The sequence below is a fragment of the Pseudomonas sp. LRF_L74 genome, from assembly GCF_965644255.1.
In the GTDB taxonomy this organism is placed as follows: domain Bacteria; phylum Pseudomonadota; class Gammaproteobacteria; order Pseudomonadales; family Pseudomonadaceae; genus Aquipseudomonas.
In genome coordinates, this window is sequence record NZ_CBFFRH010000002.1 from 376,206 (window position 1) to 399,554 (window position 23,349).

15 protein-coding genes and 1 pseudogene are annotated in these 23,349 nt (G+C 64.0%); 6 read left to right on the top strand and 10 right to left on the bottom strand.

Features of this window, described 5'->3' with window-relative positions; translation table 11 throughout:
• Positions 1-22 precede the first annotated feature (22 nt).
• Together ACSZPK_RS06655 and ACSZPK_RS06660 are read left to right on the top strand one after the other, a co-directional pair.
• Complete coding sequence (locus tag ACSZPK_RS06655) at positions 23-1,444, top strand: alginate export family protein (RefSeq protein ID WP_437880623.1); 1,422 nt, start codon at positions 23-25, stop codon at positions 1,442-1,444.
• A gap of 357 nt (positions 1,445-1,801) precedes the next feature.
• On the top strand, positions 1,802-3,145 hold the full coding sequence (locus tag ACSZPK_RS06660; RefSeq protein WP_437880624.1) for an MFS transporter: 1,344 nt from the start codon (positions 1,802-1,804) through the stop codon (positions 3,143-3,145).
• Here ACSZPK_RS06660 and ACSZPK_RS06665 read toward each other — a convergent pair.
• Both ACSZPK_RS06665 and ACSZPK_RS06670 read right to left on the bottom strand, forming a co-directional pair.
• Positions 3,139-4,335, bottom strand: coding sequence for a LysR family transcriptional regulator (locus ACSZPK_RS06665; protein ID WP_437880625.1), 1,197 nt, complete (start codon positions 4,333-4,335; stop codon positions 3,139-3,141). The genes ACSZPK_RS06660 and ACSZPK_RS06665 overlap by 7 nt on opposite strands.
• 42 nt (positions 4,336-4,377) lie before the next feature.
• Positions 4,378-5,274 carry a LysR substrate-binding domain-containing protein gene (locus ACSZPK_RS06670; RefSeq protein ID WP_437880626.1) on the bottom strand — a complete coding sequence of 299 codons (897 nt, stop codon included), beginning with the start codon at positions 5,272-5,274 and terminating at the stop codon, positions 4,378-4,380.
• Positions 5,275-5,416: 142 nt separating this feature from the next.
• On the opposite strand from ACSZPK_RS06670, the pseudogene ydiJ reads away from it, so the two are divergent.
• Positions 5,417-8,422 (top strand): annotated as a pseudogene (ydiJ, locus tag ACSZPK_RS06675) (D-2-hydroxyglutarate dehydrogenase YdiJ); the annotation flags it as partial.
• Positions 8,423-8,736: 314 nt separating this feature from the next.
• On the opposite strand, the gene ACSZPK_RS06680 reads toward ydiJ, so the two are convergent.
• Complete coding sequence (locus ACSZPK_RS06680; RefSeq protein ID WP_437880627.1) at positions 8,737-9,507, bottom strand: NAD(P)-binding domain-containing protein; 771 nt, start codon at positions 9,505-9,507, stop codon at positions 8,737-8,739.
• A 185-nt stretch (positions 9,508-9,692) separates the two neighbouring features.
• On the opposite strand from ACSZPK_RS06680, the gene ACSZPK_RS06685 reads away from it, so the two are divergent.
• Entirely contained in the window at positions 9,693-11,051 is a 1,359-nt protein-coding gene (locus tag ACSZPK_RS06685) for an NAD(P)/FAD-dependent oxidoreductase (protein ID WP_437880628.1), read from the top strand.
• Positions 11,052-11,190: 139 nt separating this feature from the next.
• Here the strand turns inward: ACSZPK_RS06685 and ACSZPK_RS06690 are convergent, their stop codons facing one another.
• The gene (locus ACSZPK_RS06690) at positions 11,191-12,243 is read right to left on the bottom strand and encodes a GlxA family transcriptional regulator (protein ID WP_437880629.1); all 1,053 of its coding nucleotides are present in this window, start codon (positions 12,241-12,243) and stop codon (positions 11,191-11,193) included.
• 368 nt (positions 12,244-12,611) lie between these two features.
• On the opposite strand from ACSZPK_RS06690, the gene ACSZPK_RS06695 reads away from it, so the two are divergent.
• Both ACSZPK_RS06695 and gabP read left to right on the top strand, forming a co-directional pair.
• A complete protein-coding gene (locus ACSZPK_RS06695) occupies positions 12,612-13,559 on the top strand; it encodes a LysR substrate-binding domain-containing protein (protein WP_437880630.1) in 948 nt (315 codons plus the stop codon).
• 651 nt (positions 13,560-14,210) lie between these two features.
• Positions 14,211-15,617: a GABA permease gene (gene gabP / locus ACSZPK_RS06700; protein WP_437880631.1), complete on the top strand. Its 1,407-nt coding sequence runs from the start codon at positions 14,211-14,213 to the stop codon at positions 15,615-15,617.
• A gap of 47 nt (positions 15,618-15,664) precedes the next feature.
• Here gabP and ACSZPK_RS06705 read toward each other — a convergent pair whose 3' ends face one another.
• The 6 genes from ACSZPK_RS06705 to ACSZPK_RS06730 all read right to left on the bottom strand — a co-directional run bounded on the left by ACSZPK_RS06705 (position 15,665) and on the right by ACSZPK_RS06730 (position 23,190).
• Positions 15,665-16,795, bottom strand: a complete 1,131-nt coding sequence (locus ACSZPK_RS06705; protein WP_437880632.1) for an FAD-binding oxidoreductase — start codon at positions 16,793-16,795, stop codon at positions 15,665-15,667.
• 8 nt (positions 16,796-16,803) lie between these two features.
• Positions 16,804-18,060: an aromatic ring-hydroxylating oxygenase subunit alpha gene (locus ACSZPK_RS06710; RefSeq protein ID WP_437880633.1), complete on the bottom strand. Its 1,257-nt coding sequence runs from the start codon at positions 18,058-18,060 to the stop codon at positions 16,804-16,806.
• Positions 18,061-18,315: 255 nt separating this feature from the next.
• On the bottom strand, positions 18,316-19,215 hold the full coding sequence (locus ACSZPK_RS06715) for a GlxA family transcriptional regulator (RefSeq protein WP_437880634.1): 900 nt from the start codon (positions 19,213-19,215) through the stop codon (positions 18,316-18,318).
• Between the two features lie 156 nt (positions 19,216-19,371).
• Positions 19,372-20,823: an aldehyde dehydrogenase family protein gene (locus ACSZPK_RS06720; protein ID WP_437880635.1), complete on the bottom strand. Its 1,452-nt coding sequence runs from the start codon at positions 20,821-20,823 to the stop codon at positions 19,372-19,374.
• Positions 20,820-21,788, bottom strand: a complete 969-nt coding sequence (locus tag ACSZPK_RS06725) for an NAD(P)-dependent oxidoreductase (protein WP_437880636.1) — start codon at positions 21,786-21,788, stop codon at positions 20,820-20,822. The genes ACSZPK_RS06720 and ACSZPK_RS06725 overlap by 4 nt, the downstream gene beginning before the upstream one ends.
• Positions 21,789-21,798: 10 nt before the next feature.
• Positions 21,799-23,190 carry an NAD(P)/FAD-dependent oxidoreductase gene (locus tag ACSZPK_RS06730; RefSeq protein ID WP_437880637.1) on the bottom strand — a complete coding sequence of 464 codons (1,392 nt, stop codon included), beginning with the start codon at positions 23,188-23,190 and terminating at the stop codon, positions 21,799-21,801.
• Between the last annotated feature and the right edge of the window lie 159 nt (positions 23,191-23,349).

Below are 23,349 nucleotides of genomic sequence, written 5' to 3' on the forward strand. Positions count from 1 at the left end.
ATAACAACAAGAAGACAGGAACATGAACAAGACAATCACCTTGCGTGCCGTGGTGGCCGGCGCTTGCGCCGTGCTGTGTGCTCCAACCTGCTCGCTGGCCGATGACGTCCTGGCCCTGCCGGACGTGCAGAATGCGCGGCCCCTGCGCCCCGGCATCGCCCGCTGGGCCGAGGACTATCGCTTCCTGGCGGATGCCTCCAGGCGCGACGACCCGCTCGATGCCATTCGCTACATCCCGTTCGGCGCCTCCAACTGGGTGCAGTTCGGCGGCGAAATGCGCTACCGCGCCGACAGCCACCGCCAGCCGTTTTTCGGCTTGCGCGGTGTCGATTCCAACAGCTACCTGCAGCAACGCCTGCAACTCCACACCGACGTGCACCTGTTCGATGACCGCTTGCGGGTCTTCGCTCAGTTGCAGGACACCCGTTCCTGGCACAAGGACATCTTCTCGCCCAACGACGCCAGTGAAACCGAGTTCCAGCAATTCTTCGTCGACTGGAACCAGCCGTTCAGCGATGGCTACAAGCTGACGACGCGGGTCGGTCGCCAGGAAATGGTGTACGGCAACCAGGTGCTGGTCAGCGACCGCGATGCCCCGAACCTGCGCTTCAATCTCGATGGCGTGCGGCTGATGCTGAAGACGCCGGGTAGCTACAAGATCGACGCGTTCGCCTTGCGCCCGGTGGCCTATGGCCTGGACTCATTCGACGACCGCAGCAACGACGACATCCTCTTCGCCGGTGCTTACGCCACGTTCAACCTGGGCAAACGCTGGAACTTCGACCTGTATGGTTTCGATCTGGAAACCGACGGGCGCAGCCTGGCGGGCGTGAGTGGCGATGAAACGCGCTACACCGTCGGCACCCGTCTGTTCGGCAAGGACGGTGGTTTCGACTGGAGCTGGGAAGCGATGGGGCAGTTCGGTCATTTGCACGACGCGACCATACGCGCCTGGGCGCTGGCCGGCAGCACGGGGTATAGCTTCGATACGCCCTGGCGCCCACGCCTGGGTTTGCGCACCGACATCGCCAGCGGCGATGGCCGACGTGGTGATGGGCGCATCGGCACCTTCGACCCGCTCTACGGTAAGAACGGCTTCTATGGCGAGGCGGGCATCACCACCTTGTCCAACCTGATCGTAGTCGGCCCGCAACTGGGCTTCTCGCCCTGGCCGTCGCTGCGTATCGAGCCGGCCATCTACGGCGCGTGGCGGCAGAGCCGCCGCGATGGCGTGTATTTCACCGGCATGAGCATGGCGCCCGGCAGCGCCGATGCTTCCAGCCGCTGGGTGGGAACGATCTACAAGAGCACCGTGCGCTGGCTGCCTACGCGCAACCTGACCGTCGACCTGGACTGGGAATATTTCGCCGTTGGCGATGCCCTGAGCGACGTGGGTGGCAAGAGCGTGCACTTCGTCAGCCTGCGCCCGACCCTGCGTTTTTGAGACTGAGAGCCTGTTGGTTTTTATACCTAAGTTATTGGAAATAAAGAGAAATATAGCTGTGTAGATTTCGGTTCGGCCATGTTGAGGCAAAAGCGGACGTTTGTGCGATGACCGTGCTGTCTAGCCGTCATTCCCGCGAAGGCGGGAACCCAGAAGACTCTAAGCAATTGGGTTATTCCCCTTCGGGCCAGCGCAAGCGCTGTTCAGCGATGGAGCCGCTGTCCCGCCTTCGCGGGAATGACGGTTAAAACACGCCGCATAAGAACGGTCATCGCAAGAGCGTCCTGCCTCGACGTTGCCATTCCTGCCGAAACGGAAACAGAACCTAGCCACGACAAGAACAAGAGAGAGCGAACAATGAACAATCCAAGCGTGGACGTACGCCAGTGGATCGACTCCCGCCCGATGACCCGTTATCAGTGGGCGATCCTCGGCCTGTGTTTCTGCATCGTTACCTTCGACGGTTTCGACGCCGCGATCATGGGCTTCATCGCACCGGCGATCCTCCAGGAATGGACGATTTCCAAGGCCGCTTTCGGTCCGATCATGGCGGCGGCGATGATCGGCCTGGCTGCCGGCGCGTTGTTGTCGGGACCTTATTCCGACCGCCTGGGGCGCCGCCGTGTGCTGCTGGTGTCAGTGGCCACCTTCGGCGTCTTCAGCCTGCTCAGTGGCTTGGCCCAGACACCTTGGCAACTGGCAGCGCTGCGCTTCCTCACTGGTCTTGGCCTGGGCGCGGCGATGCCCAACTGCACCACGCTGCTCTCGGAGTTCGTACCGGCGCGGATGCGTGGATTCCTGGTGACCCTGATGTTCATGGGCTTCGGTCTCGGCTCGGCCATGGGCGGCTTCGTCTCGGCCTGGATGCTGCCGCACTGGGGCTGGGCCTCGTTGCTGTTTCTCGGCGGGGTGTTGCCGCTGCTGTTGCTGCCGCTACTGTACTGGGCGCTGCCGGAGTCGGTGGAGTTCATGGTCGGCAAGGGCGAGCCCGCCGCGCGGATCGCCAAGGCATTGCGGCCAATGGGCGGACATTTCGATAGCACCAGCCGTTTCATCGCCCAAGGCAATCAGCCGCAGGAGAGCGAAAAGCGGGGTGTCGCCGGGCTGTTCAGCTCGGGCTACCTGCGCATCACCCTGAGCCTCTGGGGCACTTACTTCATGGGGCTGCTGGTGATCTACCTGCTCACGGGCTGGTTGCCGACGTTGATCAAGGACGCCGGCCTGCCCATCGAACGGGCGGCGGTGATCACTGCGCTGTTCCAGCTCGGCGGCTTGGCCGGCATCCTGCTGGTGGGATACGCGATGGATCGTATCAGCCCACGGGCGGTGATCGCCCTGGCGTATGTCGCTGGCGCCGCCTGCGTACTCGCCATTGGCCTGGTCTCGGTAGACAGCGTTTTGCTCGGCCCTCTGGTGCTGCTGGCGGGCTTCTGCATCAACGGTGCACAGACCGGCCTGAACGCCTATGCGCCGGCCCAGTATCCGACCTTGTTCCGTGCCACGGGGGGGAGCTGGATGCTGGGAATGGGCCGTTTCGGCGGTATTGCCGGGTCACTGTTGGGCGGCACCCTGTTGAGCCTTGGCCTGCCGATGAACACGGTGTTCGCCGTGCTGGGTGTGCCGGCGATCCTCGCGGCCATCGCCCTGGCCAGCGGGCCGCGCAGTCAGGCCAGGCCGTCGGCCATTTCACTCGGTCACTGAGCGGGTGGGCTGGCCTCGCGCACGGCCTCGATGAAGGCGAGGGCAGCGGGTGAGTGCAGGCAGTGCTGGCGGGTAATCAGGCCGATGGGCCGGCGCGTTCCGGCCAGTCCGGCCGCCACGCTCTGCAACTCGCCGGTTGCCAGGTCGTGTTCGAACTGGTGCGCGGAGACCACCGCGAGCAGGTCGGTGCGGGCCAGCAGGCCACGGATGATCGCCATGTCGCCCGACTCCACCGCCGCCAGCGGCGATGGCAGGCCCAGGCCGCTGAAGTACTGATCGATCAGGTGGCGTGCCGGGGTCAAGGGCCGCGGCAGTATCCACCGGGCCTGCTCCAGGGCTTCGTTGGTCGGTGTGGCGCGGCTCAGCGGGTGCCCGGTACGGGCCAGGATCACCAGGTCTTCTTCGAGCAGCCGTTCGCTGTGCAGGTCGCTGTCGGCATCGACGCGCAGGGCGCCGAACAGGCAGTCGATGTCGCCGGCACGCAGGTCGCTGACCAATTGCTCGAAACTGCCTTCGCAGGTTTCGACCTGTACGTGTGGATGGCGCGTCAGTACGGTCGCCACGGCCTGCGGAATGATGCGTGTACGGCCCAACGGCAAGGCACCGATGCGCACCTTGCCACGGACCTCGCCCGAGAGTACGGCGAGGTCGGGGCGAATCTGCTGGGCTTCGTTGAGTGTGCGGCGGATCGGCAAGAGGATTTCCAGGGCCACCGGCGTCGGCCGAACCCCGCGCTGGCTGCGCTCGAACAGTATCTTGTCGGTGCCTGCTTCGAGGGCCTTGATTGCCGCACTGACCGCTGGCTGCGACACGCCGATGATCCTGGCCACTCGACCCATGTGCTGCAACTCGCAGAGGCACACGAAGATCGCCAGGCGGCGAGCGTTGAGCAGGTAGAGCTGCTCGTGCACGGTGACCGGCGGTTGGCCGAGGATCGCCGGCAGCACGGCCAGCTCGGCGAGTATCCGTCGTGCCCGTCTGAGTACCACCTGGCCCTGGGCGGTGAGCGTCATGCCATGGGGCGAGCGTTCGAACAGGCGCGCCTGCAACTGGGCTTCGAGGTCTTCGATCCCGTCCTTGACCACCGAAGGCGCGCGCAGCATGCGCTTGGCGGCCTTGGCCAGGCTGCCGGTGTCCGCTGCCCGGACCAGTGTGCGCAGGTGCAGGAGATTGATCGACTTGTCATCCATGGCGGCTACCTCTCGTTGGGCATGGCTGGCGTGAGACAGGGCTCATTCGACTGGTGTGCGCGGTTCATCCAGCACCCAGCGACGAAACGCATCGAGCGACGGCAGTACCGCGTTGCGTTGCGGGTAGACCAGGCAATAGGTGCGCTGGCTGGCAATTGTCTCGCCGAAGCTGAGCAACTGGCCCTGGCGCAGTTCGTCCTCGACCAGCAGGCGTGGCACCAGGCCGACGCCGATGCCGGCGCGCACCGCCTGGATCAGGTGCGAGGTGAGTTCGAAGCTCGGCCCGCCACGCATGCGCGCAGGGTCGAGCCCGTGGCGGATGAACCAGGCGCCCCACAGCGGCGGATGGCTGGCCACTTGCAGCAGGGTTTGTTCGGCGATGGCCGTGGCCGAGGCGGGCAGGTCGCTGGCGAAGATCGCCGGGCTGGCGACCACCACCATGGCTTCGTCGAGCAACGGATGAACCACCAGATCGGGCCATTCGCTGCCGACGCTGATCGCCGCATCGATGTCACCGGCGGCGAAGTCCACGGCCTGGATGCGTGAATGGATGTGCACCTGCACGCCGGGGTTGGCGGCGTAGAAGCGGTTGAGTCGTGGCAGCAGCCATTTGGAACCGAAGGTCGGCAGCAGCGCCAGGCGCAGGGTACCGACTTCGGAGCCATAGGCCACGGCTTGCAGGGTCGCATTGCGGATCTGCGCCAGGGCTGGCGCCAGTTCGCGCAGGTAAAGGCGGCCGACATCGGTGAGCACGATATTGCGCCCTTCGCGGCGGAACAGGGCGATCCCCAATTGCGCCTCCAGTGCCTGCACCTGGCGACTCACCGCGCTCTGGGTCAGGGACAACTCCTGGGCCGCGCGGGTATAGCTTTCATGCCGCGCGGCGGCCTCGAAGGCCAGCAGGAGCGACATCGAGGGCGTCAGTCTGCGGTAATTCATTCATAAAACTCATGTATTAGGCGCAAAAAATACCCTTGTAGCACGGACTTGGCGTTCGGAAAATGGCATTCATTAGTAAAAGGCCCAGAAGAGAACACTTCGAATTACGAAGGTGTCGAGGCCATACGCCAGAGAGCCCGCCATGATTGCCCGAATCGCCACGCCCGCCGCCCCGGCGTCTGTCTACATCGCCTTCCTCGATGCCCTGCGCGCAGCGGGTTTTCGCGGTGAGATCGCCCAGGACTACGCCAGCCGTACCGTGCTGGCCACCGACAACTCGATCTACCAGCGCCTGCCGCAATCGGCGGTGTTCCCGCTGGATGCCGGCGATGTGCAGACCCTCGCGCGGGTCGCTGCCGAGCCGGCTCATCAGCGTATCAAGTTGACCCCGCGTGGTGGCGGTACCGGCACCAACGGCCAGTCGCTGACCGACGGTGTGGTGGTCGACCTGTCGCGGCACATGAACAACATTCTCGAAATCAACGTTGAGGAGCGCTGGGTGCGGGTGCAGAGCGGTGTGGTCAAGGACCAGCTCAACGCCGCGCTCAAGCCCCATGGCCTGTTCTTCGCGCCGGAACTGTCGACCTCCAACCGCGCGACCATCGGCGGCATGATCAACACCGATGCCAGCGGGCAGGGCAGTTGCACCTACGGCAAGACCCGCGACCACGTGCTGGAGCTGGACTGTGTGTTGCTCGGCGGCGAGCGCTTCAACAGCGCACCGCTGGACAAGGTCATGCTGGCACGGGAGCTGACGCGCCTGGACCGGGTCGGCGAGGTCTATCGCTGCGCGGAGATCATCCAGCGCGAGAAGGCGGAGCTGATCGAGGCGCGTTTTCCCAAGCTCAACCGCTGCCTGACCGGCTACGACCTGGCGCACCTGCGCGAAGACGACGGCCGCTTCAACCTCAACAGCGTGCTGTGCGGAGCGGAGGGTTCGCTGGGTTTCATCGTCGAAGCCAAGCTCAATGTGCTGCCGATTCCCAAGTATTCGGTGCTGGTCAACGTGCGCTACGCCGGCTTCATGGATGCCCTGCGTGATGCCCGCGCGCTGATCGAGCACAAGCCGCTGTCCATCGAGACGGTGGATTCCAAGGTGCTGCTGCTGGCGATGCAGGACATCGTCTGGCATGGCGTCGCCGAATACTTCCCGGAAGATGCGCAGGCGCCGACCCTGGGCATCAACCTGGTCGAGTTCAGCGGCGATGAGCCGGACGAGGTCGATGGCCGCGTCGCCGCATTCGTCGAGCACCTGCAACGCGACACTCGCGTACGGCGTCTCGGCCATACCCTGGCCGTGGGCCGTGCGGCCGTTACCCGCGTCTACACCATGCGCAAGCGCGCGGTGGGCCTGCTCGGCAACGTCGAGGGCGAAGTGCGGCCGCAGCCGTTCGTCGAAGACACCGCCGTGCCGCCTGAGAACCTCGCCGACTTCATCGCCGAGTTCCGCGCGTTGCTCGACGGCCACGGCCTGGCCTATGGCATGTTCGGCCATGTCGATGCCGGCGTGTTGCACGTGCGCCCGGCGCTGGATATGAAGGACCCGGCCCAGGCCGCCCTGGTGCGGCCGATTTCCAATGCGGTGGCCGAGCTGACCCAGCGCTACGGTGGCCTGTTGTGGGGCGAACACGGCAAGGGTGTGCGCTCGGAATACGCGCCGGCATTCTTCGGCGATCTGTACCCGTCGTTGCAGGCGCTCAAGGGCGCCTTCGACCCGCACAATCAGCTCAATCCCGGCAAGATCGCCACGCCGCTGGAGAGCACCGAGCCGTTGCTGAAGATCGACGAAGTGACGATGCGCGGCGATCTCGACCGGCAGATCGACGAGCGCGTGTGGCAGAGCTACGGCACCGCCGTGCACTGCAACGGCAATGGTGCCTGCTACAACTTCGACCCGGACGACGCCATGTGCCCGTCGTGGAAAGCCACCCGCCAGCGCATCCACTCGCCCAAGGGCCGGGCCTCGCTGATCCGCGAATGGCTGCGCCTGCAAGGTCAGGCCGGGGTCGATGTATTGGCGCCTGCTGTGGGCGGTCCGCTTAATTTCATCCGCTCGCTGCCGCAGCGTTGGCGCAATAGCCGGCGCGGTGAGGATGACTTTTCCCATGAGGTCTACGAGGCCATGGCCGGTTGCCTGGCGTGCAAGTCCTGCGCGGGGCAATGCCCGATCAAGGTCAACGTGCCGGATTTCCGTTCGCGTTTCCTCGAGCTTTACCACCGGCGTTACCTGCGTCCGCTGCGCGATTACCTGATCGGTTCGCTGGAGTTCAGCCTGCCGCTGTTCGCCCATGTACCACGTCTGTACAACGGCATCATGGGCGCTTCCTGGGTCAGCAAGCTGCTGGCCGAGCGTATCGGCATGGTCGACAGCCCGCTGTTCAGTGACTTCGACTTTCAGGCAACGTGCCGGCGCTGGGGCGTGGTCACCGCCACGCCGAAGTTGCTCGGCGAGCTCGACCCGACACTGCGCGCCAAGAGCCTGATCCTGGTGCAGGATGCGTTCACCCGCTATTTCGAAACACCGTTGTTCGCCGCCTTCATCGAGCTGGCCAGCCGCCTCGGCTATCGGGTGTTCCTGGCGCCGTATTCGGCCAATGGCAAACCGCTGCATGTACAGGGCTTCCTGGGTGCCTTCGCCCGTGCGGCCAAGCGCAATGCCGCCCGCTTGCAGGCCCTGGCCGGCTTCGACGTGCCGCTGGTGGGGCTCGACCCGGCCATGACTCTGGTCTATCGCCAGGAGTACGGCAAGATCGATGGCCTGAGCTGTCCGAAGGTGTTGCTGCCCCAGGAGTGGCTGGTCGATGCCTTGCCCGAGGCGACGGCGAAGTCTTCGGTGAAATACCGCCTGCTGGCGCACTGCACCGAGAAGACCAATGCCGCGCCGGCGGCCGCCCTGTGGGCCAAGGTGTTCAGCCGTGCCGGCGTCGAGCTGGCGACCCAGGCCACCGGCTGCTGCGGCATGTCCGGCACCTACGGGCATGAGGCGCGCAACCTGGAAACCTCGAAGACCATCTTCGCCCAGTCCTGGGCGCCGGCCCTGGCCAGCGAGCCGGAGGTCGAAGCGCTGGCGACCGGCTATTCCTGCCGCAGCCAGACCAAGCGCCTGAGCGACGCCAAGGTGCGTCATCCGATCCAGGCACTGCTTGAGCTCTATCGGGCTCCTGTCGTTGCCCATACCAACGCAGACGTTGCCGTGCGCGAAGAGGCACTCAGTCTGTCTTGATATCTGCCAGGGCTGTGGGGGCAATGGGGCAGGAGCGGGCGCTCCACGAACACCTAGTCCCCACTCAATCGTCATTCCCGCGAAGGCGGGACAGCGGCTCCATCGCTGAACAGCGCTTGCGCTGGCCCGAAGGGGAATAATCCAAATGCGCCTGATCTTCTGGGTTCCCGCCTTCGCGGGAATGACGGAGGAGCAACGAATGTCCGCAGTGGCCTCAACACTCCGGTTGACGAATGCCGTTATCGCTTCGGTGCCAGCAGGCCGTCCAGCACGACCTGGCAGGCGGCGCCCCACGCCGCGCTGGCCTGGTGGTGATTGAGCATGTCGAGGCCGTCGGCGGTGAAGGTGCCCGGTGTGGCGATGCTCAGACCCAGGCGCTTGAGGCTCTGGTCCGGCTGGCTGCGGGCGCTGGCCAGGCAGTCTTGCAGGTTGCCCAGCACCAGGGCCCGGGCCTGTTCGGCCGGCAGGCCTTTGTCGGCGAGCCATTGCTGCAGGTCATGCAGGAAGAAATAGAACCAGCCGTTCATGCAGGCGCCGACGGTAGCCAGTTCGAAGTGGGCTTCCTGCTCCAGCACCACCAGGTTGCCCAGCGTGGCTAGCAGGTGCTCGGTGTCCGCCTGCGCGGGGCAGACGACTACCGTCGATTGGTTGATCTGCGCGGCATAGGACAACATGGCGCGAGTACAGCGAGCCTGGGGAAAGCGTTGGGCCAGGCTCTCCAGGCTCACGCCGGCGGCCAGCGAAACCAGATGCTGGCCTGGCCGCAGGGTCACTTCGCCAGCCAGCGTCGCGACGGCGTCTGGACGTACGCCGAGCAGCAGCCAGTCGGCCTGCTCGACGACCGCCTGATTGCTCCTGGCGATGCGGCATCCGCATTCGCTGGCCAGCCGCCTGGCACGCTCCGGGTTACGCGGGGACAGGTGGATCGCCCCCTCGAAGCCGCCGCGCCGCAGACCGATGACGACCTTTTCGGTCAATTCGCCGACGCCGAGAATGCCCAGTTCATGCATGATTGTTTCCCCTGGTTGCGAGTCTGGCGCGATGTCATCGCTTTTTGCATCACTGTCTCACCCCAGGGCTGGCGGCGCCTATAACGCCCGGGACAACTCCTGTGAGGTTCATGGCGAGCAGGCAAAGCCCCTGCGATGGGCGAATCCTGCTGGCAATCGTCATTTTCCTTATAGGCCTGCGCGCGATGCCCACGCAGAATCGACTCACCATTCGGAGAGTCATCGGCGTGAACATACGAGAACTACCTGCTGACGATAACGGCTGTGGCTGGTTTCACCTCAGCCCGCAACGTACCCCGCGCCCGGCTCACAGCGGTCATACGCGTGCTCGCTGGGCCGTGATCGGCGCTGGCTTGACCGGGCTTGCCGCGGCCCGCCAACTGGCGTTGAAGTTCCCCGGCGATGAGGTCGTACTGCTCGAAGCGCAGCAGGTCGGCTACGGTTCCTCGGGGCGTAATTCCGGCTTCGCCATCGACTTGCCGCACGATATCGGTGCGCCCGACTACATCGGCGATCCGGCAGTCGCCGGGATGAATCTCAAGTTGAACCTTGCCGCCCAGGCGATCATCCGCAGGCTGGTGACGGAGCATGGCATCGACTGCCAGATGAACCCGCTCGGCAAGTACCAGGCCGCCATCGAGGACAAGGGCCTGCGCGTGCTGGATGCCTACCGCCGCGGCCTGGACAAGCTGGGCCAGGCCTATGAGGTGATCGAGGGGCGCGATCTGCCCGCGCACATCGGCACAGCCTTCTATCGCAAGGCGCTGTTCACGCCGGGCACTATCCTGTTGCAGCCGGCGGCCCTGGTCAAAGGCCTGGCCGACAGCCTGCCGGGCAATGTCAGCCTGTACGAAGGTACGCCGGTCAGCAGCGTCGAGTACGGCGACACGATCACCCTCAGGCATGAGCGTGGCAGCCTGAGCGTCGACAAGCTGGTGCTGACCAACAACGCCTTCGCTTCGCAGTTCGGCTTCCTCCAGGGGCGCCTGCTGCCGGTGTTCACCTACGCCAGCATGACCCGCCGCTTGAGCGACAGCGAACAGGCGCGCCTGGGCGGCAATCCGATCTGGGGCATCATTCCCGCCGATCCGTTCGGCACGACCTTGCGGCGCACCCCCGACCAGCGCCTGCTGGTGCGCAACGGCTTCAGCTTTCAGCCCGATGGCAAGAGCAATCAACGCTGGCTGGACAAGGTCGCGGTCGCCCACCGGCGTTCCTATGAGCGGCGTTTCCCGATGCTCTCTGGGGTCGAGTTCGAATACACCTGGGGCGGTGCGATGGGCATGACCCGCAACCACGCCTCGCATTTCGGCCCATTGGCGCAGAACGTCTTTGGCGCGCTTGGCTGCAACGGCCTGGGCATTACCCGTGGCACCATTACCGGCACGTTGCTGGCCGATTGGCTGGCGGGTGAACGCAACGAGCTGATCGATTTCCTGATCGGCTCCAGTGGGCCGAACCGCAACCCGCCCGAGCCGTTCCTTTCGCTTGGTGTGAACGGCAACCTGTGCTGGGGGCAATATCGAGCGGGGCTGGAAAGCTGAGGGTGTGCCGCTGCTGGGTCCAGTGGCGGCGCCTCGACCAAGAACGGATTGAACAGCCGTCATGTCCCGTTCCGGCGGGCATTTATATGCAGCGTTTTTTCTGGGCTCCCGCCTGCGCGGGAGTGACGATAACGTTCGATCAGTGCCCGGAATTGATCAGCTTTTCCGCATCGTGGCGACGTTTGCGGAAGGAGCAGGGCGTCTCGCCGAACTGCTTGCGGAACCACAGGATGAAGTGCGAGGCATCGGAGAAGCCGGTGGCATAGGCGATCTGGGTGACGTGCTGGCTGGTGTTCATCAGCAGGCGCTTGGCATGGTCCAGGCGCAGCTTGCGCCAGTAGTGGGCGGGCGATTCATTGGTGTTGGACATGAACGCGCGGTGCAACTGGCGCTCGTTGGTGCCGATGCTTTGCGCCACTGCGCGCAATGAGCTGGGAGTATCCATGTGCGTGCGCATGTAGTGGATGGCCCGTTCGACGAGGTCGTTCTTGTACACGTGCAACTCGGTGACAGGCGCTTTCTCCGGTGCGGTCTGGCGCTGGATTTCCTCGTCGTTCACCAGCAGGTATTCCAGGCCTTTCTGCGCGCGGATCGAGCCGCAGTGGCGGCTGATCAGGTTGGCGGCCAGGTCGATGGCGGTGCCGCCGGGACAGGTGGTGATGCCATCGTCGTCGACGAAGCTCTTGTCCACCAGCACGTCGGCCTTGGGAAAGCGTTCGATGAATTCTTCGCGGATGGTGAAGTGCACCGCGCAGCGGCGACCATCGAGCAGGCCGGCCTTGCCGAGCACGAACGAGCCGGAGCAGAGGGCGATGATCGGCGTCTTCGCCGCGTGCAGCTCGCGTAGCAACTGCAACAGCCATTGCGGAGGGTCGCGGGTTTCGCTGAGCAGGCCACCGGCGAGGATCACGTAGTCGTATTCGCCGATCACGCTCAAGGGCTTGGTCGGCGCAATGGGCATGCCACAGCTGGCGGTGATCGGCCCGTCGCTGCAGGTCATCCAGTCCCACTTACAGAAGATCTGCTGGCTGCGGAATGACTTGTCGGCGGCGAACCTGAGCGAGTCGACCAAGCCGGCGACGGGCACCAGGGTGAACTGGTTCATCAGGATGAAGCCGACGCGCAGGTCTGGTTTGACCCGTTTCTCTGCGCTGTCTTCACCAGGGGTTTCATAGACGCTTGACGTTTTCATTATTGTTTTCCCTCACGAATGGCTGGTTGGTCGAGGCATTCGAAAAGTCGCCGAAGCGGCAAGGTCGGAATCTATCTGTTCCTTGAGCACCCAGCATAGGCGGGTGCGACTGTCTCAAATATAACAGCCGACACGCTGAATATAAGATTTATGACATGGGCTGCAGCGACCGTGGATCGGTGCTTGCACGGTTCGGCAGGGTCAGTGCGTGGCGGCGGTTTTCTTATATAAATAAACGCCCTCTTCCTATTGCCGAGGGGCTGGCGTTGCCATGCTGATCCGAAAGATCATGGCTGCCTTTCATACTCGCTTGCCCGGTGGGCGTATACACCCGTGCATTGGGTTTCATCGTCGAAGGTCCGTAACGGATGACCACACAAGAAGTAGAGCGACACATCAGAGGCTATCGGCGGCTGATTCCTTCCCTGACGGCATTGGTGGAGTTCGAGGCGGTGGCGCGCCACGCCAGTTTCACCGTCGCGGCGAAGGAGTTGGGCGTGACCCAGGCGGCGGTCAGCCGGCAGGTCCGTTTTCTCGAAGAGACGCTCGCGGTCAAGTTGTTCCATCGCCTGCATCGTTCGATCAGGCTCACCCATGAAGGCGAGACGCTGTATGCGGTGGTGGCCGAGTCGATGCAGAAGATGGCCAGTGTGTTCGATACGCTCGCCACGGGGACCGGCACTCGCGAGCTGGTGCTGACCACCACGGCGTCCTTTTCCCAGTTCCGCGTGCTGCCCCGGCTGGCCGCGTTGAGGCAGGCCCAGCCCAACCTGAAGCTGCGCCTGACCACCCAGATGTTTACTGCCGACCTGCGCCATCACGATATCGACCTGGCGGTGCGCTATGGCAACGGCGCCTGGTCCGATGGCACCTCGATCCTGCTGTTCGGCGAAGAGGTGTTTCCCATCTGTTCGCCGGCCTGGCTAGAGAGCAACGGCGTGCCACAGACGCTCGACGAGTTGGCCGGCGCCGAGCTGATCGACTCCGACATGACCTCCGAAGGCTGGATCAACTGGGGCGCCTGGTTCCGTGGCATCGGCGCCAAGCCGGTGCCGCTCAACTACGCCCTGCGTTGCAGCCTCTACAGCGACACGGTGCAGGCCGCCCGCCATGGCCAGGGCGTGGCGCTCGGCTGGGGGCGTTTGCTGGAGGATATGCTGGCCAGTGGCGAGCTGGTGCGGCTCACGGATTTTTCCCTGAGCGTCAGGGACTCCTACTACGTGGTCCTGCCCAATGGCCGGACTATGACGCCGATGGTCGAGGCCGTGGTCGATTGGTTAAGGGGAGAGCCTGTGCCCGCCGCTCCTATGCCCTGAGTCGGAAAGCTCCCAGAGCGTCATTCCCGCGCAGGCGGGAATCCAAAGACGTCGACTCCATTGGATTCCCGCCTGCGCGGGAATGACGATTGTCTTGTGGGTGTCGACCTGGAGCATGGCATCTGAGATGCAGGGTGAACCGAGCTGCTCACTCAGCGCTTGTTTTGCCCAGCCTGGGTGGGGCGAAGGGAACGTGTCGTATGGCTGCGAGTCCTGACCCGCCCGACGAACAGTGGCAATTTGAGGCAGGAGCGAGCACACGCCACAACTGGCTTAACTATTCGTCATTCCCGCGCAGGCGGGAATCCAAAGACGTCGACTCCACTGGTTTCCCGCCTGCGCGGGAATGACGATTATCTTGCGTCTGCTTTTCGTCCCTGTCCGGGCAAGGCTCGAACTGTTCCTGCATCCGTATTCGCAAGCGTCGGTACGCTGCCCTGGGGGCACGAGGCTTCGCTGAAATAACCGATATAGAGCCTATTCGACCATGGTCGGCAATGTCGCATACGTACAACGATGCGGCGAGGCTGGTCGGTTTCGACTGTGTTGTCTTGTCTAGCTTGGAGGCGATGCATGTTCACGGAGGGTCATGCCTGTCATCCCGTGAGCGTGTTGCAGCACTTCATAACAAGTCCAATAGAAGGCCTCAACATGACTACAAGCACGCAACGTCCTGGTGACGAGTTGGCGCAGGGCTTCAAGCCGCGCCATATCACCATGCTTTCGATTGCCGGCATCATCGGTGCCGGCCTGTTCGTCGGTTCCGGGCATGCCATTGCCGCTGCCGGTCCCTCCGCGATCCTCGCCTATGTCATGGCTGGCGCCTTGGTGGTGCTGGTGATGCGCATGCTCGGCGAAATGGCGGTCGCCAGTCCCGACACCGGGTCGTTCTCGACCTATGCCGACCATGCCATCGGGCGCTGGGCCGGCTTCACCATCGGCTGGCTGTACTGGTGGTTCTGGGTGCTGGTGATCCCCATCGAGGCCATCGCCGCCGGCGTGGTGCTGAACAACTGGTTCCCACAGTTCGACGCCTGGTTCTACGCGCTTTCGGTGACCGTCCTGCTGACCGCGACCAACCTGTTCAGCGTGGGCAAGTACGGCGAGTTCGAGTTCTGGTTCGCCATGCTCAAGATCATCGCCATCGTCGCGTTCATCGGCCTCGGTCTGGCGGCGTTGTCCGGTGTATTGTCGGGCCGCGAAGTCAGTGGCCTGCAGAAGCTGGTCAGCGAGCACGGCGGTTTCATGCCCAACGGCTGGACGGCGATCATCGGTGCGCTGCTGACCACCATGTTCAGTTTCGTCGGCACCGAAGCGGTGACCATCGCCGCCTCCGAGTCGAAGGACCCGGCGAAGAACATCGCCCGTGCGACCCGTTCGGTGATCTGGCGCATCAGCGTGTTCTACCTGCTGTCGATCTTCGTGATCATCTCCGTGGTGGCGTGGAACGATCCGCTGTTGCCGGTGCAGGGTTCCTACCAGCGCGCCCTGGAGATCATGAACATCCCCTATGCGAAATTCCTCGTCGATCTGGTGGTGCTGGTGGCGGTCGCCAGTTGCCTGAACTCGTCGATCTACATCGCTTCGCGCATGGTCTACTCGCTTGGCAAGCGCGCCGACGCGCCGGCGATCGTCAGCCGCACTTCGTCGTCCGGTGTGCCGCGTGGCGCGGTGATCGCCAGCACCCTGATCGGCATGCTGGCGACCATCGTCAACTACTTCGCGCCCGCCCAGGTGTTCTCGTTCCTGCTCGCCAGCTCGGGTTCCATCGCCCTGCTGGTGTACCTGGTGATCGCTTTCTCGCAATTGCGCATGCGCTCGATCCTGCAACAGCGCAAGATCAAGCTGGAGTTCAGGATGTGGCTGTTCCCGTGGCTGACCTACGCGGTGATCCTGTTCATCGTCTTTGCCCTGGGCGTGATGTTCGTCATGCCTGAGCATCGCCTCGAAGTGACGTCGACCTTTGCCTTGGCGGTGGTGATTACCCTGCTGGGTATGATCACCAGCAAGCGGCATGCGCGGGCAGTGCCGCCGGCAGCGAGGGTGGTGCGTTCGTAAGAGTCACGGCTTCGCGTGCCGAGTTCGTGCGCGAAGCCGTAGTGGACTCAAAGGTCGATCACCAGGTCCGAAGTCGGCCGGCTGCAGCACAACAGGCGCAGGCCCTTGTCGATCTCGCGCTGGCGAATGCCACCGTTGTGCTTCATCTCCACACTGCCTTCCAGGATGGCGGTCTTGCAGGTGCCACAGACCCCCTGGCTGCATGACGAGGGGACAATGGCGCCTGCCTTTTTCGCTGCGGACAGCACGGTCTGCTCGGCGGTCATGGTGAACGCCTTGCCCGAGCGTGCCAGGCGCACGGTGAAGGTGTCCTGGGCCTGATCGGCGCCCGTTTCGGCAGGGGCAGGTTCGACGGCGATCTCTGCCGAGATATCGAAGCTTTCCTGGTGGTAGTGGGCCAGGTCGAAACCACCGCTCTCCAGCAGCGACTTGGTTGCGGTCATGTAGCCCTGAGGCCCACAGGTAAAGACTTCACGCTCCTTGAAATCCGGCACCTGGGCTTGCAGCTCGGCCAGCGACAGGCGCCCGAGAGGGCCTTGCCAGTCCGGCTCGTCGCCATGGCCTTCGCAGATGAACAGGGTGCGAAAGCGCACACCGCTACGCTGCAAACGCTCCAGTTCGTCACGGAAGATGATGTCCTTCGGCGTGCGCGCGCTGTGGACGAAGACGATATCGACTTCGGCATGCAGGTCAGCGGCAGCTCGCGACATCGCCATCAACGGCGTGATGCCCGAGCCAGCGGAGAGATACAGCAGCTTGCGCGCCGGCGCCGCCACCGGCGTGAAGTTGCCGGCCGGGCCGGAGGCAACCAGCGCCTGACCTGCACGCAGGTTGTCGTGCAGCCAGTTAGAGACCACGCCACCCGGTACGCGCTTGACCGTGATCGAGAAGGTGAACGGCCGGGTCGGCGTCGACGACAGGGTGTAGCAGCGCGAGATCGTCTGCCCGTCGATCACCGGCGACACGGTGAGGAACTGGCCGGGCTCGTAGGCAAGGGCGCTGTAGGCCGGGCAGCGGAAGATGAAGGTCTTCACGTCGTGGGTTTCATCGACCACGCTCAGGCAGTCGATGGACTTGCTGTCGCCGCTGGTCCACTGGGCGCCGTAGGCGGCCCAGTGGTTGCTGTCGGCGAAGCGTTGCTCGGCGCGCAGGCCGGCGATGTCGTGCAGCATGTTCATCACGGGCCTCACACGCCGTGCGCGGCGAGGCGCGCGGCGTACCAGCGGGAGAACTGGTCGACGTAGCTCTCGGTGAAGGCCGAGAACGGGCCGGGTGCATAGCCGGGGTCCTGGGTGCCGCTGTGGGTGATACCGACCAGGCTGGCGTCCTGCTGGTTGGTGGCGATCCAGACCTCGGTCAGTTTCTGCAGGTCGTAATCGACGCCTTCGACGGCATCGGCGTGCACCAGCCACTTGGAGCGCACCAGGGTACGGTCCGGCGACAGCGGGATGATGTAGGTGATCACCGCGTGGTCGCTCATCACGTGGGTCCAGGAATTGTGGGTCCACATATGGGTGTCGCCCAGGTCGCGGCGGGTCAGTTCGCCGAACAGCTTGGTGCAGGCCACTTCGGTGCTGAGGGTCTGCGATTCGCCACGCCCGGCGATCACCAGGCGCTGGGTGCGGAACTGGGTCACGGCGTCTTCGCCAAGGTATTCGACGGGCGCGCAGATATGGCCCTCGCTTTCCCAGTTCTTCTGCGTGTCATTGTTGCGCTGGAAGTATTCGTCCAGGGCCTTGAGCGAGTCCTCGCCCATGCCGTCGGTGCAGAAGCCGAAGTCTTCCGGCAGGAAGGACGCGGTCAGTTCCGGGTGGGTACCCGCGCAGTGGTAGCACTCGCGGTTGTTTTCCATCACCAGTTTCCAGTTGCCGTTCTCGATGATCTCCGCCTCGTAGGCGATCTTGGCGTTGGTCAGGTCATAGGGCGCGAAACGCGGGGTCATGGTCTGCTCCAGCACGGCGATATCGTCCGGCGGGGTATCGCTCAGGCAGACGAAGATGTGCGTGCCGACTACTTTGCAATGCACCGGGTGAAGGCTGCGGCACTTGGGATCGAAGTCCTTGCCCATGTGCGCGGCGTGCTTGAGGCTGCCGTCGAGGTCGTAGGTCCACTGGTGGTAGGGGCAGACCAGCATGCCGACGCTGGACTTGCCGGCATCCTTGAGGCGCGCGCCGCGATGGCGGCAGACATTGCGATAGGCCTGTACCTGCTCGTCGTCATCGCGTACGAGGATGATCGACGACTTGCCGATGTCGATGGTCGACACGTCGCCGGGCTCGGCGACATCGGCGGTGACGCCAACCAGTATCCAGTGCTTGGTGAAGAAAATATCGACGTCGGTGTCGAACACATCCTGGCGGCCGAACAGCTCGCCATTCATACCGAAGCCGGGTTGACGGGAGACGACGAGGTCACGGTGGGATTTGACGGGCGCAATGTTCATTGTTGTCCTCAGGCGTTTTTTTTCAGTACATCACGTGTGCTGTGAGCCGATTTTCTGAGGGGGTAGATGGGGCGTCAACGCGCCTATTTTTACCGTTCGCATTACTTCCGGTAATGCGTCGAAATGGTGCGTGGATTTGCCCTGCAGGCCACGGGTGATGGGCGTTTCGCTTGTTCGGGAAAAACACGAAAAAAGCCGCGAAAGCCCTTGTGCGAGCGGTCGCGCTGAGACGGGCCCGGCCCCTTCGCGACGCGCTCAATGGAGGGCGTTGCGCGAGCGCAGACGGAACTGGTTCGGCCCCATCTCGTAGAAGTCGCGGAAGCGTCGGCAGAAGTGCGAAAGCGTGGCGAAGCCACTCGCCACCGATACCTCGCGAATGGTCTTGTTGGTGTACTGCAGCAACTGGCGCGCGTGGGTCAGGCGCAGTTCCAGGTAGTAGCGCATCGGTGGGGCGCTCATGTGCCTTGAAAAGGTGCGTTCCAGGCCTCGTCGCGAGACACCGGCATGGGCGGCGATATCTTCCAGCGGTACCGGCTCTTCGATATTGCTGTGCATGAGTTCCAGCGCCGTTACCAGCGGTGGCGGCAGCCTGGGGTCGATATCGATGCGTGCGCTTTCACCGCCATAGTGCTTGCCGTCGCAGTGCTGGGCATCGTCGATGGCACTGGCCAATTCGGCGCCGGCTACATTACGCACCAGTTCCAGCATCATGCTGGTGGAACTGGTGGCGCCCGCGCAGCTCATCCGTTTGCCATCGAAGGCGTGGGCGAACGGGGTAACGCTGACCTTGGGATACAGCTCGGCGATCATTGCCATGCCATCCGGATTGACCGCGCAGGCATGGCCATCCAGCAGCCCGGCCTCCGCGAGGAAATAGGCGCCGTTCCACAGGCCGCCAAGCAGTGTCGCGGCCCTGTCGGCGGCGCGCAGGCATTCACGCAAATGAGGGCTTGCGTACGGTCGCACGCGCGGTCCACCACAGACCAGCAGGACATCCTGGTGCGTGGCATGCAGGTCATACCGGGCGGGTACACGAATGCCGAGGTCGCTGGTGACCCTGTCTCCGTTGCCGAACAGGCGGATATCGAACAGCGTCGTTGCCGCAATGCTGTTGGCACTGACCAGTACGTCCAGAGCTGCGGCGAAGGTCACCATGGAGAAGTGCTCGCACAAAAAGAACGACACCCGCCGGGGCGGACCGAAAGCGCGGGATGCGAGATCCGAATACCTCAGGTTCCTGCGGCGCAATGTGCTTTCGAATGCCGTGCCGTATCTCACGCTTCGCCTCCTGATGACGAACGCCGCCTGGTTTCAACTGGCCTGGTAGCTGGTCTTCACCTTGGTGAAGAACTCGCGGGCGTGGCTGCCTTGCTCGCGGGGGCCATAACTGGAACCGCGATTGCCGCCGAACGGCACGTGATAGTCGACGCCTGCGGTCGGCAGGTTGACCATCACCATGCCGGCCGAGGAGTGGCGCTTGAAATGCTCGGCATGCCTGAGCGAGGTGGTGACGATCCCGGCGGACAGGCCGAACGGCGTGTCTTCGGCGGCAGCGAAGGCGGCCGGGTAATCGCGGACCTTGAGCACGCTGAGCACCGGTCCGAAGATTTCCTCGCGGTAGATGCGCATGTGCGGCTGCACGTCGAGGAACAGGGCCGGGGTCAGGAACAGGCCGCCGCTGGGATGCTCCAGGCGTTCGCCGCCGCAGGCCAGGGTCGCGCCTTCGTCGAGCCCGGACTGGATGAAGGCCTGGTCGGTCTCCAGCTGTTTTTCATCCACCACCGGGCCGATATCGGTGGTCGCGTCGAGGGCGTTGCCGACCTTGAGCGCACGGGTGCGTTCGACCAGCCGCTCGATGAAGCGGGGGTAGATGCCTTCGGTGACGATCAGTCGCGAACTGGCGGTGCAGCGCTGCCCCGTGGAGAAGAACGAGCCCTGGATGGCGACATCCAGGGCCACGTCGAGGTCGGCGTCGTCGAGCACGATCAGCGGGTTCTTGCCGCCCATTTCCAACTGCACCTTGGCCATGCGTTGCACGGCGATACTGGCGACCTGGCGGCCGGTGCCCTCGGAGCCGGTGAAGCTGATGGCGTTGACTTGCGGGTGGCGGACCAGGGTGTCGCCGACACTGCGGCCAGGACCGATCAGCAGGTTGAACACGCCTGCCGGCAGACCCGAGCGGGAAATGATTTCCGCCAGCGCCCAGGCCGAGGAGGGCACCAGTTCGGCGGGCTTGAACACCACGCTGTTGCCGAAGCACAGCGCCGGGGCGATCTTCCACGCCGGGATGGCGATGGGGAAGTTCCAGGGCGCGATGATGCCGACCACGCCGACGGCGTGACGGGTCACGTCGATACCGACGCCGGTGCGCACCGACTCGTACTTTTCACCTGACGCCCGTAGTGCCTCCTGGGCGTAGAACTTGAACGAGCGCGCGGCGCGGTCCACTTCGCCAAGCGCCTCGCGCACCACTTTGCCTTCCTCGCGGGCGAGCAGGGTGGCCAGTTCCTGGCGACGTACGAGGATTTCGCTGCCGATGCAATCCAGTACATCGGCACGCTGCTGCGGATTGCTTTGCGCCCAGGCTGGCTGGGCACGGTGGGCGGCGTCGATGGCGCGCTCGGTAAGGGCCTGATCGGCCCGCACGAAACGCTCGATCACCTCGCCGGGGTTGGACGGATTACGATTGTCCAGCAGGTTGCTGTCGTCGTTCGTATCGACGAAAGCACCGTCGACGTAGCTGCTCTTGATCTCCGGGGTCATACGCTGCGCATCCTTTTCTCGGGGGCCTGGCGGGCGACGAAATCGCTGATGTTGTCCACCGCGCTGTCCATCAGCAGTTGCATGGCATCCTCGCTGCTCCAGGCGATGTGCGGGTTGAGGATGAAGTCGTCGCGGCCGATCAGTTGGAACAGCGGATTGCTCGGGTGCAACGGCTCCTGCTCGACCACGTCGAGGGCGACGCCGCCCAGCCGGCCCGCTTGCAGCGCTTCGATCAACGCCGCCTCGTTGACGATGCCGCCGCGTCCGGTGTTGATCACCAGGGCGTCGGCTTTCATCAGTGCCAGTTTGTCGGCATCGATCAGGTTGTGGGTCTGCGGGGTCAGCGGGCAGTTGATCGACAGCACGTCGCAGCTTTTCAGCAGCTCGGTGAGCGGGCGGCAGTCATGGCCGCTGCGCTGGCCGCCACGGTCTTCGAAAAACACCTGCATGCCCAGGTTACGGGCCAGCTCGGCGAGGCGCAGGGCGATGGGGCCACTGCCGATGATCGCCAGCCGCTTGCCACGTACGTCGCGGATGCGGTGGTCGAAGTAGATATTCTTGTACTCGGCCTCGCCCGCATGCACCTGGCGCATCAAGCGGGTGAAGGCCGCCGGGCGACGCAGCAGCTCGAAGATCATCGCCAGGCTGTGCTCGGCCACCGTGTTGGCGGCGTAGCCGGGCACGCTGGCGACTTCGATGCCGTTGGCCTCGCAGTAATCGACATCGACGATGTCGCGGCCGGTCAGGGCCAGGGAAATCATCTTCAACTTGGGCAACTGGCGCAGATGCTCTTCACGCAGCGGTACGCTGCAGGTCAGGGCGATGGTGGCCTCCCTGAGGTGCTCCAGCACTTGCTCAGGCTGGGTGTAGGCGTATTGCTGCCAGGTATGCGCGCAGTCCGGATGTTTCAGGCGCGTGGAGGGTGCCAGGCCCTCGTCGTCGAGAAATACGATGTGTTGGTTCACGCGAGGCTCCTTACTTCTTCTGCGCCGGCACGTAGCCGGCCGGGGCCATGGCCACCAGGCGCTTGGTGATGAAACTGGCATCGCGGTCGTAGTCCTCCAGCGACTCCTTGCGTACCAGGGCATCACGTACCATGTGCGCGCCGAAGAAGCGCAAGGGCTCGGGCGGCAGCAACTTCATTTTCTGGTCGACCAGGCCGCAGTTGGCCCACTCGTCGTTGGCGTGCTCGACCAGCGATTTGATGATGCGGCTGGCGAACACCGTGGTGGCCACGCCGTTGCCGGAGAAGCCGATGCCATAGGCGATGTTCTGGTGATGATCGAGGTAGCCGAAGTTGGGCAAGCCTTTCATGGCGCGGTCGATGGGGCCGGTCCAGCTGCTGACCACGGGCACGTCTTGCAACTGCGGATACAGACGGCGCAATTCGGCGGCGACCTTGTCGGCGGCCGGCGACGGTTTTTCGTAGAGGTCACCGATGCGCCCGGCGAAGGCGAACTGGCCCAGGGGCTTGCCGAACACCACCCGGCCGTCCGGGGTGTTGCGCCAGTAGTTGAGCACGGTGCGTGAGTCGGTCATGCACTCGCCGGCGCGGAAACCGATGGCGTCGAGCCTGGCCTTGACCGGAGCGGTGGCGACCATGTCGCTGGACATGACCGCGATCATCCGCCGCAGCTCGGGGAACTGTGCGCCCCAGGCATTGAGCGCCAGTACCACGCGGTCTGCTTTCACTTGGCCCTTGGCGGTGTGAACCACTGGATGCTTGCCGCGTTGCAACTGAGTGAACGGTGACTTCTCGTAAATCTTCACGCCAAGCTTCAGGGCTACACGACGCAGCCCGCGAGCGAGCATGGCCGGTTGCACGGTAGCGGCGTTGGGATCATAGATACCGCCGAGCACCAGCGGTGAGCCCATGCGGCTCTGGATGGCATGGCGATCCAGTTCCTGAAACGGATTGACCCCGAGGTTTTGCAGGCCGTCGGTGAGCACCCGCCAGGAGTTCATCTGCCGCGTGTTGGTGGCTGACCATAGCCAGCCGTCCTTGCGGTACTGGGCGTCGATGCCGTGCTCCTCGCAGAAGCTGCCGATCTCGTCGATGGCCGACTCGGCCGCTTCGCAAATACGCCGTGCTTCGACGTCACCGCAGATGGTCCGCACTGACAGGTATTTGCCCCACCAGTTGGTGGCGATGCCACCGTTACGCCCGCTGGCACCGGAGCCACAGCGGTCGCGTTCGACGATGACGATGGTTTTTTCCGGGTGAGCCTGTTTCAGGCGGATCGCCGACCACAGGCCAAGAAAGCCGCCACCGACGATGCACACGTCGGCTTGAATCGATTCCTGCAGGGAAGGAGCGAGGTCGCTGTCCAGGTCGAGCGCCTGGGCATACCAGAATCCGCGATACATAGTGAGGTGCCTTTTGAGCCTGTTGGTTTTTCCCACATGATGCTCAGCCGGCCTGGGCCAGGGATATTACAGGCATGACAGTTGATAGAAGGCTGGTGTTGTCGTGCTACGACGTTGGCTGCGTTGAGGCGGGAGCGGACATTCGTGCGATGACGGTTA

Excerpts from the sequence above, each read along its gene's own strand:
- ACSZPK_RS06705 (WP_437880632.1), bottom strand. The coding sequence starts at position 16,795 with ATGAACATGCTGCACGACATCGCCGGCCTGCGCGCCGAGCAACGCTTC.
- ACSZPK_RS06655 (WP_437880623.1), top strand. The coding sequence starts at position 23 with ATGAACAAGACAATCACCTTGCGTGCCGTGGTGGCCGGCGCTTGCGCC.
- ACSZPK_RS06710 (WP_437880633.1), bottom strand. The coding sequence starts at position 18,060 with ATGAACATTGCGCCCGTCAAATCCCACCGTGACCTCGTCGTCTCCCGT.
- ACSZPK_RS06685 (WP_437880628.1), top strand. The coding sequence starts at position 9,693 with ATGCCCACGCAGAATCGACTCACCATTCGGAGAGTCATCGGCGTGAAC.
- ACSZPK_RS06690 (WP_437880629.1), bottom strand. The coding sequence starts at position 12,243 with ATGAAAACGTCAAGCGTCTATGAAACCCCTGGTGAAGACAGCGCAGAG.
- ACSZPK_RS06720 (WP_437880635.1), bottom strand. The coding sequence starts at position 20,823 with ATGACCCCGGAGATCAAGAGCAGCTACGTCGACGGTGCTTTCGTCGAT.
- ACSZPK_RS06695 (WP_437880630.1), top strand. The coding sequence starts at position 12,612 with ATGACCACACAAGAAGTAGAGCGACACATCAGAGGCTATCGGCGGCTG.
- ACSZPK_RS06660 (WP_437880624.1), top strand. The coding sequence starts at position 1,802 with ATGAACAATCCAAGCGTGGACGTACGCCAGTGGATCGACTCCCGCCCG.
- ACSZPK_RS06715 (WP_437880634.1), bottom strand. The coding sequence starts at position 19,215 with ATGGTGACCTTCGCCGCAGCTCTGGACGTACTGGTCAGTGCCAACAGC.
- ACSZPK_RS06730 (WP_437880637.1), bottom strand. The coding sequence starts at position 23,190 with ATGTATCGCGGATTCTGGTATGCCCAGGCGCTCGACCTGGACAGCGAC.
- ACSZPK_RS06665 (WP_437880625.1), bottom strand. The coding sequence starts at position 4,335 with ATGGATGACAAGTCGATCAATCTCCTGCACCTGCGCACACTGGTCCGG.
- ACSZPK_RS06670 (WP_437880626.1), bottom strand. The coding sequence starts at position 5,274 with ATGAATTACCGCAGACTGACGCCCTCGATGTCGCTCCTGCTGGCCTTC.
- gabP (WP_437880631.1), top strand. The coding sequence starts at position 14,211 with ATGACTACAAGCACGCAACGTCCTGGTGACGAGTTGGCGCAGGGCTTC.
- ACSZPK_RS06680 (WP_437880627.1), bottom strand. The coding sequence starts at position 9,507 with ATGCATGAACTGGGCATTCTCGGCGTCGGCGAATTGACCGAAAAGGTC.